Below are 13,126 nucleotides of genomic sequence, written 5' to 3'. Positions count from 1 at the left end.
TTGGTTAACCATTGAGATCATAAAGGTCCTTAAAATCAGCTTTAACTCTTTATTGAGTCTATGCCCCCCTCTATGAGCTTCTCACGCACCTTCCTGTAGAAGTCCTTACTGAGCCTTACAAAGTGGGCGCAGTGATCTGACTTTTTGAATACAACCTCCTCCATGTGGTTGATCTCCTCCTCGTACTGCCCATCAATCACCGCGATGGCCTTCTTACCCTTCCTCAAGAGCTTGACCCTGATGACACTTTTATTGGAGACAACCAGTGGTCTGGCGCTAAGCTTGAAGGGGCAGATGGGGACTATAAGGAAGGCCTCCACACGGGGATCCACTATCGGACCCCCAGCGGACATGGAATAGGCTGTTGAACCGCTGGGTGTTGCTATGATTATACCGTCCGCCCTGAGCTCCTCGACCACCTCATCGTCAACGGATATCTCTATATGGAGCATCTTGGCGGGCTTCCTGGTCATCATAACAACCTCATTGAGGGCTGATGGAAGTTCACCGTTATGGTATACGCTGAGGAGGGTTCTCCTCTCAACGGCATAGTTGCCAATAAGAACATCCTCCAGGGCCGAGAAGACATTTTCGGGGTCAACCTCCGTGAGGAAACCGACTGTGCCCATGTTTATTCCAAGTATCGGTATCTCCTTACCCTCTATGAGGCTCTGGGTCCGGAGTATTGTCCCGTCCCCCCCAATGGTCAGTATCATGTCGACCTCCATGTCCCTGATGTCCTTTCCGTATTCACGGAGCTCAGGAAGTTCTTCTGTGATTTTAAGGTCAACGCTCAGCTCAACACCCCTGTTCAGAAGGAATGAGGCCACCTTACCTGCAAGTTCAACGGCTTCGGGCACATCAAAGCGGGCTATTATACCTATACGCATCATATGACCTCCAGGGTCTGCATTATCTTTTTGTGGAGTTCCTTGTTTCCTGCAGCGATAAGTGAGGTTCTTGCCTTGACATTTAGCAGACCGTCTATTGATTCGCCCCGCTCATTTGTCACCACTCCACCGGCCTCCTCCACGATTAGCTTGGATGCGGCTATGTCCACTATTCGCAGATTCTCCCTAAGGTCCATGAAGGCGTCATATGATCCGCTTGCAACGTATGCGAGTTCAAGGGCCACGGAGCCCAGAATGCGCATCCTGCGGATCACCCTGCAGATGCTATCAACCCTCCTGAATCTCGTGCCGTAGATGAATGCACCGAGGGAGGTCCTATCCAGGGAGTTCTGGCTTGATGCACAGATTTTTTTATCATTCAGAAAGGCTCCCTGACCCCTTATTGCCCAGTAAAGGTCTCCAGTTGCAAAGTTCTTCACGAAGCCCATGAGGACATTGTTGAGGGAGGGGAGGTCGCCTCCAGGGATATATTCCGCAACAGCCACAGAGATCCCGTAGAAGGGTATGTTTCTTATGGCATTGCTTGTACCATCGAGGGGGTCCACAACGAAGATTATTCTGGGTTCATCCGGGGGCTCCTGGTTTATGTGGAGAATACCGATCTCTTCACTTATTATGGTGACTGGCCGATCGGTGTTCTCAAGCACACCTATGGCCTCATCCTCCGCCACGAGGTCTATGAGTTTTGTGGGTGTTCCATCGGCCCCCATTTTGATTATCTCCCCGGCATCTGGAGTTCCTACAAGGGGAGCAACAGCCTTTTCAACCTGCTCGGCCATTTTAACTGCGATGCTCTTCCAGTAGTAGATGTCTGATTCTTCCATTCAACCCCCTTCTTGAGTTCAATCAAGGTAGATGAGCGCTGATACAGCAGCCCCACACTCTTCAACAACATGGTTTGTTTCTTCTACTATTAATTCATTTATTTCAAGTCCCCTCACAGACATCATGTATCTGACCATTGAGATGGCCTCTTCCCTCACATCCTCAGGTTTTCTGTTAACCGCAGAGTTCTCAACGACACATCCGAACTCATCTGAAGTTGCAGCCGCTATGGCGGCGGATATGAGGTCACCGGGGGTATCTGATATTTTGTATGAGAGCACACAGTTCACCATGGACCCGGGTTCAAGGGGTGGAAGTTCAACTATTTTCGTGGCATGGGGGAGTATGCTTGAAACCTTTATGAGGTTCACGTCACCTATTCCAGCTTCAAGGAGTGCATTGTCAAAGGCATTGAGCCTGGTGGGCCCTTCAGAGCTACCTGATGTTATAGCAACCTTCATTTCAATCACTTCTTATCAGATTCAATTCGATCACACAATTCGGAGATAATGATTCTATAAAGCTTTTATATATGTGCCAGATTAATAGATATACATCTGTCTCATATCACTCATTCTAACAGGAGGTAAAATTAATGTCAAAGAAAGTGGTTGAAGTTAAGACACTTAAGGTTGGAAAGTACGTGATCATTGATGGTGAGGCATCAAAGATTACAAACATCTCAACATCATCTCCGGGCAAGCATGGATCAGCAAAGGCCCGTGTTGAGGCTGTTGGGATCTTTGACAACCAGAAGAGGAGCTTTGTTAAGCCTGTTGACTCAAAGGTTGACATACCCATAATCGACAAGAGGACAGCCCAGGTACTTGCAATAATGGGTGGAGACGTCCAGCTGATGGACCTTGAAACCTATGAGACCTTTGAAACACCCATACCTGATGAACTGAGCGACCAGCTGGTTGAGGGTGTTGAGGTGGAATACATAGAGGCCCTCGGTCAGAGGAAACTCATGAGGACCAAGGGATAATCCCACAAACTCCTTTTTACAATCTGATAAAATCAGGTTTTTGATCTGAATGCTTTTACATACAGAAGACTCCCTAAAATTTGCTTTTTCAACAACGGACCCTGAGAGGATACCTGAACTTTCATTTGGGATGGTGGGGGTCCCCTTTGATTCCACAACCACCTATGTTCCAGGGACACGCTTCGGCCCCCTGGCGGTGAGGGAGGCATCCTACAGCTTTGAATCATATAACCTCAGGTTTTCAGGAGAGCCAGGCGTTAAATGCTTCGACTTCGGTGACGTGGATGTGGTGCCGGGTAATTTCCAGAGAACCGCAGAGTTCATAGGTGACTCCATAGGTGGGGTGCTGGATCTGGGTCTCAAACCCATCACCCTGGGTGGTGAGCACACGGTTACACTACCCGTGGTCGAGGAACTCATATCCCAGGATAGAGCTCCCGTGGTTATCCACCTCGATGCACATATGGATATGGCGGATCGCTATGCAGGCGAGAGGTACTCCCATGCAACCGTCATGAGGCGTGTTCATGAACTCGGGGCAGAGGTCATACAGATCGGGGTTCGCTCGGCATCAGCCCCTGAGGCTGAATTTGTAAGGGAGAAAGGTATAAGATGCATAATGGCCCATGATGTAATGCGAAACCCTGAGGAGACGCTTGATGCCCTCAAGGGTATCAGGGACCCTGTATATATCTCAGTCGACATGGATGTACTTGACCCGGCATATGCACCATCCGTTGGTAACCCCACACCCTGCGGTCTCACACCATGGGTTCTTGAGGATATTGTTGAGGTTCTCTCCAGGAAGGATGTGGTTGGTTTTGATGTGATGGAGGTTTCATCCACCGGCTTTGGGGATCAGACATCTGTGAATGCGGCCAAGATAATCTATGACCTTCTGACACTTTTATAATTCTTTAAAGCATCTAAAAGCCCGGATTCCCTTTCTGATCCCAGCAGATTTTATATACTTTGTTGGCCAACCATTTAATTATCAATCCCGGTGGTGTAAATCATGAATACTCGAGAGGTGGAACTCAGGGGTCACATAATTGACAGTCTCATACTCCCCAGGGCCCTTGATATAATAATGGATATGGGCGGGGATTTCCAGATACTTGAAATCGAAATAGGAAAGAGAAAATCTGATCCAAGCCATGCAAGGATACTTGTGGAGGCGGAGACACCATCACTCCTCAACCAGATCCTGGATGAACTCAGTGAGATAGGGGCGTCCATAGCAGAGATAAGGGAGGTTGAACTGAAAAGGGCCCCGATGGACAGGGTTCTCCCTGATGACTTCTACTCCACAACCAACCATCAGACCTTCATTTACCACGGAGGCGAATGGCTGGAGGTTGAGGGGATAGAGATGGACTGCATGATAGTCGTTGACCCTGAGGCAAAAACTGCCCGGTGCAAACCCATCAGGGACATAAGGGAGGGGGACCTGGTTGTTGTTGGAAGGGAAGGAATAAAGGTGGTACCACCCGAGAGGCCCAGGGGTAAGCAGGGGGTATTTGAATTCATGGGCAGTGATGTTTCAAGTGAGAAACCCCTTGTGACCACCATAAAGAAGATAGCCTCTGAGATAACCGATATTAAAAGGAGGGGGGGTAAGATAGGCCTTGTCGGTGGCCCGGCAATTGTGCACACAGGTTCTGCACCTGTGATTGCAGAGATGATACGGCGTGGTTTTATAGATGTGCTCTTTGCAGGTAACGCCCTTGCCACACATGATATAGAGTCAGCCCTGTACGGCACTTCACTCGGGGTTAACCTTGAGAGGGGTGAGGCCGTAAGCAGGGGTCACAGACACCATATCAACGCAATAAACGAGATAAACCGCGCCGGTTCAATAAGGGATGCAGTGGAGAAGGGGGTCCTCAGGTCAGGGATAATGTATGAGTGCATAAAGAATGACGTGCCATTTGTCCTTGCAGGTTCAATAAGGGATGATGGGCCGCTTCCTGACGTCATAACCGATGTCATGGAGGCCCAGAATGAGATGAGGAAGTACGTTCAGGACCTCGACATGGTCATAATGATAGCCACCATGCTCCACTCAATAGCCACTGGAAACATACTCCCATCACGTGTAAAGACAATATGCGTTGATATAAACCCGGCAACCGTAACGAAGCTCTCTGATAGGGGCAGTTCACAGGCTGTGAGCGTTGTTACAGATGTGGGTGCCTTCATCCCCATACTCCTCCATGAACTCAAAAAGATGAACAACCTGGGGGATTAGATGATAAGGGGTAACATCCTCAACGTCTTCACAGGGGACATATACCCTGCAGAGGTTGAATTTTCAGGTGGCGTGATAACATGTGTCCGGAGGGTGGAGGGGAACTTCACCGATATAATCCTCCCGGGATTTGTGGATGCCCATGTCCACATCGAAAGCTCAATGCTCACCCCATCATCCTTTGCAGCCGCCGCAATCCCCCATGGTACCACCGCTGTTGTTTCTGATCCACACGAGATAGCCAATGTTATGGGTGTTGAGGGTGTTGAGTTCATGCTGGAGGATGCTTCGCACACACCCCTGAAATTTTACTTCACTGCACCATCCTGCGTACCTGCAACACCCTTTGAAACATCAGGTGCAGAGCTCTCGGCCAGGGAGATAGATGATCTCCTTTCAAGGGACTCTGTTGTGGCACTGGGCGAAATGATGAACTTCCCAGGTGTGATATCAGGGGATGAGAAAGTAATGGAGAAGATAGATGCTGCAAAAAAACTCAATAAGCCGGTGGACGGCCACGCACCCCTACTATCAGGTGATGAACTGTGTGCATACATAGGGGCCGGTATATCCACAGAACATGAATGTGTGAGCCCCGAAGAGGCCCTTGAGAAGAGGGAACTTGGAATGAAGATAATGGCACGGGAGGGCTCCAGTGCAAGGAACCTCAGGGACCTTGCGGCCGTCGACTGTGACTTTCTGGTATCAGATGATATCCACCCAGCAGACCTCCTGGGGGGTCACATGGACAGGATACTGCGGAGGGCTGTTGAATACGGTGTTGACCCTGTTAAAGCTGTGCAGATGGCCACCGTGAACCCTGCAGACCATTACAATCTCAACACAGGGGCCATAGCACCTGGAAGGGCAGCCGACATGGTGGTGGTTGATAACCTAAGGGACTTCAATGTTAAGAGGGTCTACATTGATGGAAGGGTTGTTGCAGAGAATGGAAGATACCTGGGAGCCCCTAAAACCAGTCACAGGAACATGAACCGTCTTGATATCGCAGATTTCACTGCAGAGGATCTTAAGGTGAAATCAGATGATGATGAGGTCACTGTCAGGGTAATTGATGTATTCGATGGCCAGATAGTGACAGGGGAGTTACAGAAGAGACTTGGGGTAAATGATGGTTTCGTAGCCCCTGACCCATCCCTGGACGTACTTAAGGTATCGGTTATAGATCGTTATGGTAAGGGGAACATCTCCAATGGTTTCGTTCATGGCTTCGGACTTAAAGAAGGGGCCATTGCCTCAACTGTGGCCCATGACTCACACAACGTCATTACGGTGGGCACAGATTCAGAACTCATGGAGAGGGCTGTCGATATACTCAAAAAAACAGGCGGGGGGCTTGTGGCTGTTTCAGAGGATGATCAGAGGACCCTTGAACTCCCGGTTGCAGGTTTAATGTCAGATGGAAATGCAGAGGAGGTCGCATCCAGGATGGAGGACCTCAACGATTTTGTGCGTGAACTTGGCTGCACTCTGAGTGCCCCATTCATGACGATGTCCTTCCTCTCACTTCTGGTTATCCCTGAACTGAAAATAGGTGATAGGGGTCTCTTCAGTGTGAATGAATTCCGGTTCGTAGATGTTATTGTTGGGTGATGATTGGCCTTTTCTGGATGTATTCAGTGGGTGATCACTTAAACCCCTTCGATTCAAGTTTTCTTATTATCCTTTTCATGGCCTCCCGTTCACGGGGTCCCCCCACCTTCCTTGCAATCCGGTTCATTTCACGGATTCGGCCCATGAGGTCCTGGGGGTCCATGAAGCCGGCCCGGGTGTAATTTATGAGTGACTCTATAACAGCATATATTCCCCTGTTGAGGACGATCCTGAAATCTTCACCCCTGAAAATCTCAGGGGTTCTGGCATTTACGATGTGGATCTCTGTTTCACCGTACCGGTCAGTCCTCACCACCTTCTTAACGGATTCAACCTCTGCGGTGAAGAATGCATCGGTGCCCTCGAGGTGAAGGTATCCCCTGTGGGATGAGAACATCTCATCACCAGGATCACCCAGGGTGGCCTCGGTGAAGATGAGGGGATCCAGGGTCACGTTCACCGTGAATTTTCTGTTTCTGAGTATATTCTCAAGTGTGTGGGTTCCAGGATACAGGTAGAGGGTCACACTCCGCTCACCGGTGCAGAGGACCCCAATGGGGGCGGCATTCCCCCTCATTGATTCATCCCATGTCACAACTATGGTCTCATATAGCTGCCCGGGGACCATATCTAAAGCAGTCAGAGTGGATTCTTGTGTGTACCCTGTGCCCTCAGATGTCCCATCATCTTCAGGTTTTCTCTTCAGATCGATAAATATCACCTTCTGAGGACGAAACCCTCTATATCTGCGTTTATGACACAGTCAAAGTTAAGGAGGTCGTACCATCCGGCCCTTGCAAACATGTCCATGTAACATATTCCCATGAGCATCCCGCCCTCAACAAGGGCCTCATCGGCGAGCCTTTTAACGTCCTCAATATCTGAACCTATACCTGGCATTGAGAGTCCCCCCAGCAGCACGAGGACATCGACCTTTTCTGATTTCATTTCACCAAGCTCAACCCCGTACTCTGTTAATTCCAGTGTTCTTGCCCTTTTAAAGTCTGTGTTGGGTATAAATATGTTATCCTTGTCCCTTGAGGCGTATGCAAATAGCTGGGCAAAGGGTGTGCAGACCCCTGGTACACCTGCAAAACCGATCCTATTAGCATCCTTAACAGCCTCCCGGAATACGCCGAGATGTTCCTTTATACCCCTGAATTCCTTCACCTTCTCCATACTGACACCTCGAAACTTATACTTATAAATTAATGGTCTCCCTATAACTATTTTACTGGAATATTCTCTTTGAGTGATATCATGGAAATAGAGAACGTTAAGATGGCCCTTGATATGCTCTCATCATCTGAATGCTTCGGGATTCTAATACCCGAGGTGAGGTCCAACCTTGTAATGGCACGGGAAAACCCCCGCGATATCGAAGATGTTGTGGCGATACCTGGCAGAATCACTGAGTTCCGTGGGAGGGCCTTCGCATGCAGGGAACCTGAATTTGGGGCATCATCCCACATGGCCCGTTTCATAATAGCCCTCAACAGGCACTTTCCCTGGAAGAGAAGCGCACTTAATATTAAATTTGATGAAAGTATAATTGATATCTGTGGGGACCATGGAATGGTGGTCTCATCATATGACCGTAGCCGGGAACCCCCAGAGATGCGGGAGGTTGAGGGCGGCACCATACCCTGGGGTGTTGAGGAGGCCATAAGAAATTCAGAATCACCCCCTGATGTCATATACCACAGGGGTGCATGGGGTAAGGAGCCAATGATCGTACTCACTGGAGGAGATGCCGTTGAAGTTGCAGAGGCGGCCCTTAGAATAGCTGAGGATTATGAAAAACTTTTGGGGAGATGAAATGAAGTACCGGATGTACAAAGAACTAATGGAACAGCCAGAATCACTTAAAAGGACCCTTAAAGCTGAAGGGGACAGAATGTCCCAGATATCAAATGATATTGCTGACTGCAGACGCATATACCTTGTTGGTTGTGGAAGTTCACTATCCACATGCTACAGTGCAAGGGATGCAGTTGCAATGAACTATGAGCTTAACATTGATGTCATGACAGGCTATGAATTCTACTACCACAGAAAGATTGAGGAAAGGGACTCTGTGGTTATATTCACGTCCCAGTCCGGGGAGACAGCAGATACCCTCGCGGCACTTAGAAGGGCCAATGAACTTGGACTTAAAACGGTGACCATCACAAATGAACCTGAAAGCACCATGGCCTCTGAGTCCCAGAGCACCATAATAACCCGCTGCGGCAGAGAGGAGGCCATACTTGGCACCAAGACCTACATGACACAGCTCCTGACCCTCTACAGGATATTATTTGACATGCGCACCGATGAGTTATCTGAGGGGATACTCTCAGAACTGGACGAGCTACCTGATGAGATCGGGAGGCTCCTTAGGGACACCGAGGATGACTGCAGGGGTCTTGCAGAGGAGCATGCAGGGGAGGATATATTCTACTGTATGGGGAGCGGCCCAAACTATGGACTGGCATACAAGCTTGCCATGACCATGCTCATGGAGGGCGCCCTGAAACATGCCTGCCCACTATATTCAGGTGAATTCAGGCATGGGCTCATTGAGAGGGTGGAGAAGGGGGTGCCGGTGATATTCCTTGATTCAGGCTTCCCGGGTGATGAGCTTACAGAGCGGGCTTTGAGGTTCTGTGAGAGTCTTGGAGCTCTGAATATAGTATTCAGGATGTCTGATTACTCTGACCTCAGTCCACTGCTCTCACCATTTGTGCTTGCAGTTCCCCTTGAGTGGTTCGTATACTACCTTGCCCACTTCAATGGTGAGGATCCTGGAAGCACGAGGCATATCGGCAAGGTCAGATACTAATGAATTATTACTTTCTTTAAAGTAATCCGTGAACCGATTTTTTCTTTAGTTAGCCAGCAAAAATCAGCCTAAAGTTCCAGTGGCAACAAAAAATAGTAGGTGGTTCATTCCACCTTGAGGACCTGTTTCTTTTTGACCTCCACCTTTGGGAGCTCAACTGTAAGGACACCATTTTCAAATTTGGCCTTGGCCTCTTCGACCTTTATCTTTTCAGGGAGCCTCATCTCCCTTCTTGCCTCACCGTATTTCCTTTCCTTTTTGACGAAATTGGCCTCCTTGACCTCAATTTCCTCTTCAAAGACTGCAGATATGGATATGGTATTTTCTGTGAGTTCTATGTTTATATCTTCCTTCTTAACACCGGGAAGGTCCGTCTTTATAATTATCTGATCATCTGTTTCTATGACGTCCATGTTCAGCTTTTCAGGTATGTTCTCGGTGTACTCTGATATCTTCTTCTCGAACTCCTTCTGCATCTCTTTCATGTTCTTTATCATATCCTCCATCATCTTCTCAGCCATCAGCCTTCTCTTCTCAAACATTGTCATAGGTTTTTCCAGTTTCTTTTTCATATAAACCCTCCAGTTTTTTTACTATCTCGGAGACCCCTCTGCCCTGGAATGCAGACACCATCAGTGGTTCCTCAACCATATTAATATATTCTTCCAGATACTTAACATTTTCTGCAAGGTCCATCTTGTTGAAAACCGTGATTATTGGGGTGTCAAAGACGCCCTTTATGCCAAGGTAGAGGCTGTACTGGCTTTCGAGCGTGTACCCGCAGGTTTCTGAGGCGTCAAATATGAAGAGTATGACATCTGCTATGTTCTCAAGGGCAACCATGGCCTGGAGTTCAATATTGTTCATATCCTCAACCGGCCGGTCAAGGAGACCTGGAGTATCTATTACCTGGATTTTCCGCCATTTACGTTCAAGGTGGCCTATCTGTATACCCTTGGTGGTGAAGGGGTAATCAGCAACCTCTGGTTCTGCACCAGTCAGTGTCCTGAGGAGCGTGGATTTCCCCACATTTGGGAAGCCCGCTATAACAACCGTGAATGCATCGAAGTCCACGGTTGGCATGTTCCTGAGTTTGTTCTTTGCAAAGTCAAGGAAGTCAAGGTCCCCTTCAATTCTTCTCACAACTGATGATATCCTCCCGAAGGCCTCTCTTCTTAGGTTGGATGCATCTGATGGCTTTGAACGTTTGATTTTTTTCATGTAATCGGATTCAAGCTGATTTAGTATTCCGACAGCCCAGTTAAGCGCGCCGAGGGACTTTTTGAGGTCATCCACACCCACTGTTACATCGATGTAGTCCTGATAGAACTCTGGCAGTGACTCTATATCGGGTATGCGCTGGATGATCATCTTCAGACGGTCCCTTATAACCTGGCATGCTGTCTGGATGCGTGTGGATTCAATTATCTTGGCCTTCTTCTGTCCAGGGATCTTTGAACTCCTCTTGAGGGATGCGGCCTTTCTGGCCCTCCTGAATCCCTTATCAAGGAGTTCATCTGCTGTTGGAACTGTTGGTATTATCATGAAAATCACTCTTCTCTATTGATAACTTTGGATATGTATTTATGCGTGGTGAAGCTCAGGGGTATGATTTGGGGTTTTTATTCATAATCCCTTTCACTGAATATCTGGGCCTGAAACCTGTAAACCCTTGTCTGGGGGTCATAGAAGCAGTCAGGTGGGAGTCCAGCCTTCATACATGTGTTGCAGAGGAACTCCTCAGCATCCCATCCCCACTCTGTTGCAACCTGTGGCAGGAGAAGGCCCCTGGCCCATCCCCTCTCAACGATGAGGCCATCAACACCAACCCTTATTCTCTGGGGATAATCAGAAGGATTCTCAACCCTGATGGGGCTGGGTGGTGTGAGTACGCTGACCTCAACCTCTATCTCATCAAGTTCCTCGGGTTCAACAGGAGGGAACCGGGGGTCACGTGTGGCCGCGGAGATGGCGGCGTCGATGAGGGCATCTATGAGGGGCCTTACCGGTTCAGGGTAACCTATGCATCCCCTGAGCTCACCATTCTTCTCCAGTGTAACGAATACTCCCCTCTTCTCCCTGAATTTGTCAGGAAGATCCGATGGTAATCTGAAGGTTTCGGAGCCGCACAGGTGCTCCTCAATAACACTCCTTGCAATTTCAATAAGCAGTTTTCCCTCCTCTCTTGATATGGATTTCATGTTCCACCAACCATTGCATTGAGTATTCTCACATGGGGCCCCCCATCACCCACAGGGACGCTCTGTCCGGATTTACCGCAGAAGCCGATACCAAGTTTGAAATCTGACCCAACACCATCAACATTCATCAGTGTCTCAAGAACGTTTCCTGAGAGTGAAACATCCCTGAGGGGTTCACATATCTCACCATCCCTTATCCTGAATGATTCAGCTGCATTGAACTGGAATATTCCCTTACCTGTATCAACCTGACCTCCCCTTGAACCCCTGAGGTAGATTCCGTCACGCACATCCTCAAGGAGTTCATCAAATGATAGGTCCCCTGGTTCAAGGAATGTGTTGCTCATTCTGACAATGGGCTGGTCCCCTATGGCTGAACGTGCATTTCCTGATGGTTCAAGCCCGAGCTTGAAGGCTGTTTCCCTGGAATTCAGGAGTGATCTGAGGGTGCCATCCTCCACAAGAACGGTCCTTGATGCCTCTACACCCTCTGCATCGTAGCTGTAACTACCAAAACCCTCTATGGTGGGATCATCAACTATGGTCACAGACTCTGAGGCGATCCTCTCACCGAGCCTGCCCTCAAGGATTGAGTCACCCTGAAGTATGAGGTCAGCCTCTGCGGCATGCCCCAGGGCCTCATGTATGAAGACACCTGTAAGTTCAGGGTCTGTTATTACCTGGAAGCGTCCTGATGGGGGTGAATCTGCTGATAGGAGCCTCACAGCCTTTTCACCTGTCCTGCGCCCGAATTCTTCGATGTCCTCCCTTTCAAGTATCTCAAATCCTCCTGTGCCGCCGCAGCTACCATGGCCAAACTGGATGCTGGCACCGTCGGATGCAACGGCATTGAGGAACAGGGCAACCTTTGAATCGTTCATCTCTATGCAGGATCCCTCAGAGTTGATGAAAATGGTTGAACTCTCCATATCAACGTAGCTCACGGTGGTGCTCACAACCCCATCAACCAATGCCGCATGGTGGGCCTCAAATACAAGCTCCCTTTTCTCATCTGCTGGAACATCTGAGGGGACCCTTGATGATTTAACGGTTGTCTTATCTTGTTTGGGCTGCAGTGAACCAACCTCAACATCGCCCCTCAGTGATTCTGCCATCTTTAAAGCATGGATTGCCATTCCCTCCAGTTCTTCTGGTTCATCGGTGAAGGCGAATCCCCATGAACCATTCTTAAGCACCCTTATTCTGAACCCGGCAGCCTCTCCTGACTTGACCTCCTGTACGTTGCCGTCCTTGAGTATAATTGAACCTGAAGATGAGGTCCCTGCCCTTAAATCTGCGTATTCTACCTTTTCAGCTATACCGCTGATTACCCTCTCCAGATGATCCATATCGATATCCATTTCCCATCAGCCTTCAAGAAGTTTCTCTAGGTTTATCTGTAAGTGGAGCCTTATGATTCTTTTGCCTGTTTAGTTGAATGGTATCATTAAGGTTTAGAATGCCATTGCAAGTAGGCAGATCTTGATTGGGAGGTTCAGTGGATTAGATAAA

15 protein-coding genes are annotated in these 13,126 nt (G+C 48.7%); 6 read left to right on the top strand and 9 right to left on the bottom strand.

The window, feature by feature from the left end; genetic code table 11:
• Nucleotides 1-41: 41 nt before the first annotated feature.
• Genes OXN82_RS05225 through OXN82_RS05215 form a run of 3 tightly spaced genes read right to left on the bottom strand, consistent with a single transcriptional unit; the run spans nucleotide 42 to nucleotide 2,197 of the window.
• A complete protein-coding gene (locus tag OXN82_RS05225) occupies nucleotides 42-893 on the bottom strand; it encodes an NAD(+) kinase (RefSeq protein WP_300476708.1) in 852 nt (283 codons plus the stop codon).
• Nucleotides 890-1,735, bottom strand: a complete 846-nt coding sequence (locus OXN82_RS05220) for a bifunctional fructose-bisphosphatase/inositol-phosphate phosphatase (RefSeq protein ID WP_321210918.1) — start codon at nucleotides 1,733-1,735, stop codon at nucleotides 890-892. Before OXN82_RS05220 ends, OXN82_RS05225 begins: the two co-directional genes overlap by 4 nt.
• Before the next feature lie 18 nt (nucleotides 1,736-1,753).
• A complete protein-coding gene (locus tag OXN82_RS05215) occupies nucleotides 1,754-2,197 on the bottom strand; it encodes a pyruvoyl-dependent arginine decarboxylase (protein WP_160322678.1) in 444 nt (147 codons plus the stop codon).
• A 134-nt stretch (nucleotides 2,198-2,331) separates the two neighbouring features.
• Between OXN82_RS05215 and eif5A the strand changes: the two genes are divergently transcribed.
• The 4 genes from eif5A to ade all read left to right on the top strand — a co-directional run bounded on the left by eif5A (nucleotide 2,332) and on the right by ade (nucleotide 6,589).
• The gene (gene eif5A / locus OXN82_RS05210; RefSeq protein ID WP_147671696.1) at nucleotides 2,332-2,724 is read left to right on the top strand and encodes a translation initiation factor IF-5A; all 393 of its coding nucleotides are present in this window, start codon (nucleotides 2,332-2,334) and stop codon (nucleotides 2,722-2,724) included.
• 49 nt (nucleotides 2,725-2,773) lie between these two features.
• The gene (speB, locus tag OXN82_RS05205) at nucleotides 2,774-3,637 is read left to right on the top strand and encodes an agmatinase (RefSeq protein WP_321210917.1); all 864 of its coding nucleotides are present in this window, start codon (nucleotides 2,774-2,776) and stop codon (nucleotides 3,635-3,637) included.
• Nucleotides 3,638-3,739: 102 nt separating this feature from the next.
• Complete coding sequence (locus OXN82_RS05200) at nucleotides 3,740-4,975, top strand: TIGR00300 family protein (protein ID WP_147671698.1); 1,236 nt, start codon at nucleotides 3,740-3,742, stop codon at nucleotides 4,973-4,975.
• Nucleotides 4,976-6,589, top strand: coding sequence for an adenine deaminase (gene ade / locus OXN82_RS05195; RefSeq protein WP_321210916.1), 1,614 nt, complete (start codon nucleotides 4,976-4,978; stop codon nucleotides 6,587-6,589).
• A gap of 34 nt (nucleotides 6,590-6,623) precedes the next feature.
• Here the strand turns inward: ade and OXN82_RS05190 are convergent, their stop codons facing one another.
• The gene (locus tag OXN82_RS05190; RefSeq protein WP_321210915.1) at nucleotides 6,624-7,310 is read right to left on the bottom strand and encodes a DUF447 domain-containing protein; all 687 of its coding nucleotides are present in this window, start codon (nucleotides 7,308-7,310) and stop codon (nucleotides 6,624-6,626) included.
• Nucleotides 7,307-7,768, bottom strand: coding sequence for a DUF2124 family protein (locus OXN82_RS05185; RefSeq protein WP_321210914.1), 462 nt, complete (start codon nucleotides 7,766-7,768; stop codon nucleotides 7,307-7,309). Before OXN82_RS05185 ends, OXN82_RS05190 begins: the two co-directional genes overlap by 4 nt.
• Nucleotides 7,769-7,849: 81 nt before the next feature.
• On the opposite strand from OXN82_RS05185, the gene OXN82_RS05180 reads away from it, so the two are divergent.
• Complete coding sequence (locus tag OXN82_RS05180; protein ID WP_321210913.1) at nucleotides 7,850-8,407, top strand: thiamine-phosphate synthase family protein; 558 nt, start codon at nucleotides 7,850-7,852, stop codon at nucleotides 8,405-8,407.
• A gap of 1 nt (nucleotide 8,408) precedes the next feature.
• Entirely contained in the window at nucleotides 8,409-9,413 is a 1,005-nt protein-coding gene (locus OXN82_RS05175; RefSeq protein ID WP_321210912.1) for an SIS domain-containing protein, read from the top strand.
• Nucleotides 9,414-9,517: 104 nt separating this feature from the next.
• On the opposite strand, the gene OXN82_RS05170 is transcribed toward OXN82_RS05175, so the two are convergent.
• The 4 genes from OXN82_RS05170 to OXN82_RS05155 all read right to left on the bottom strand — a co-directional run bounded on the left by OXN82_RS05170 (nucleotide 9,518) and on the right by OXN82_RS05155 (nucleotide 12,975).
• Nucleotides 9,518-9,955, bottom strand: coding sequence for an Hsp20/alpha crystallin family protein (locus tag OXN82_RS05170; RefSeq protein ID WP_321210911.1), 438 nt, complete (start codon nucleotides 9,953-9,955; stop codon nucleotides 9,518-9,520).
• The gene (locus tag OXN82_RS05165) at nucleotides 9,948-10,958 is read right to left on the bottom strand and encodes an NOG1 family protein (protein ID WP_321210910.1); all 1,011 of its coding nucleotides are present in this window, start codon (nucleotides 10,956-10,958) and stop codon (nucleotides 9,948-9,950) included. Before OXN82_RS05165 ends, OXN82_RS05170 begins: the two co-directional genes overlap by 8 nt.
• Before the next feature lie 77 nt (nucleotides 10,959-11,035).
• Nucleotides 11,036-11,614: a TIGR00296 family protein gene (locus tag OXN82_RS05160; RefSeq protein ID WP_321210909.1), complete on the bottom strand. Its 579-nt coding sequence runs from the start codon at nucleotides 11,612-11,614 to the stop codon at nucleotides 11,036-11,038.
• Nucleotides 11,611-12,975 carry a TldD/PmbA family protein gene (locus OXN82_RS05155; RefSeq protein WP_321210908.1) on the bottom strand — a complete coding sequence of 455 codons (1,365 nt, stop codon included), beginning with the start codon at nucleotides 12,973-12,975 and terminating at the stop codon, nucleotides 11,611-11,613. The genes OXN82_RS05160 and OXN82_RS05155 overlap by 4 nt, the downstream gene beginning before the upstream one ends.
• Between the last annotated feature and the right edge of the window lie 151 nt (nucleotides 12,976-13,126).

Origin of the sequence: Methanothermobacter sp. DP, from assembly GCF_026692625.1 — an archaeon.
Taxonomy (GTDB): domain Archaea; phylum Methanobacteriota; class Methanobacteria; order Methanobacteriales; family Methanothermobacteraceae; genus Methanothermobacter; species Methanothermobacter marburgensis.
The sequence above is the reverse complement of the archived record's forward strand: the minus strand, read 5'-3'. Positions and strand labels throughout refer to the sequence as shown.

What these genes read in the sequence shown, in the direction of transcription:
- OXN82_RS05160 (WP_321210909.1), bottom strand. Translation starts at nt 11,614, where the DNA reads ATGAAATCCATATCAAGAGAGGAGGGAAAACTGCTTATTGAAATTGCA.
- OXN82_RS05155 (WP_321210908.1), bottom strand. Translation starts at nt 12,975, where the DNA reads ATGGATATCGATATGGATCATCTGGAGAGGGTAATCAGCGGTATAGCT.
- eif5A (WP_147671696.1), top strand. Translation starts at nt 2,332, where the DNA reads ATGTCAAAGAAAGTGGTTGAAGTTAAGACACTTAAGGTTGGAAAGTAC.
- OXN82_RS05225 (WP_300476708.1), bottom strand. Translation starts at nt 893, where the DNA reads ATGATGCGTATAGGTATAATAGCCCGCTTTGATGTGCCCGAAGCCGTT.
- OXN82_RS05175 (WP_321210912.1), top strand. Translation starts at nt 8,409, where the DNA reads ATGAAGTACCGGATGTACAAAGAACTAATGGAACAGCCAGAATCACTT.
- speB (WP_321210917.1), top strand. Translation starts at nt 2,774, where the DNA reads ATGCTTTTACATACAGAAGACTCCCTAAAATTTGCTTTTTCAACAACG.
- OXN82_RS05170 (WP_321210911.1), bottom strand. Translation starts at nt 9,955, where the DNA reads ATGTTTGAGAAGAGAAGGCTGATGGCTGAGAAGATGATGGAGGATATG.
- OXN82_RS05220 (WP_321210918.1), bottom strand. Translation starts at nt 1,735, where the DNA reads ATGGAAGAATCAGACATCTACTACTGGAAGAGCATCGCAGTTAAAATG.
- OXN82_RS05185 (WP_321210914.1), bottom strand. Translation starts at nt 7,768, where the DNA reads ATGGAGAAGGTGAAGGAATTCAGGGGTATAAAGGAACATCTCGGCGTA.
- OXN82_RS05165 (WP_321210910.1), bottom strand. Translation starts at nt 10,958, where the DNA reads ATGATAATACCAACAGTTCCAACAGCAGATGAACTCCTTGATAAGGGA.
- OXN82_RS05200 (WP_147671698.1), top strand. Translation starts at nt 3,740, where the DNA reads ATGAATACTCGAGAGGTGGAACTCAGGGGTCACATAATTGACAGTCTC.
- ade (WP_321210916.1), top strand. Translation starts at nt 4,976, where the DNA reads ATGATAAGGGGTAACATCCTCAACGTCTTCACAGGGGACATATACCCT.
- OXN82_RS05215 (WP_160322678.1), bottom strand. Translation starts at nt 2,197, where the DNA reads ATGAAGGTTGCTATAACATCAGGTAGCTCTGAAGGGCCCACCAGGCTC.
- OXN82_RS05180 (WP_321210913.1), top strand. Translation starts at nt 7,850, where the DNA reads ATGGAAATAGAGAACGTTAAGATGGCCCTTGATATGCTCTCATCATCT.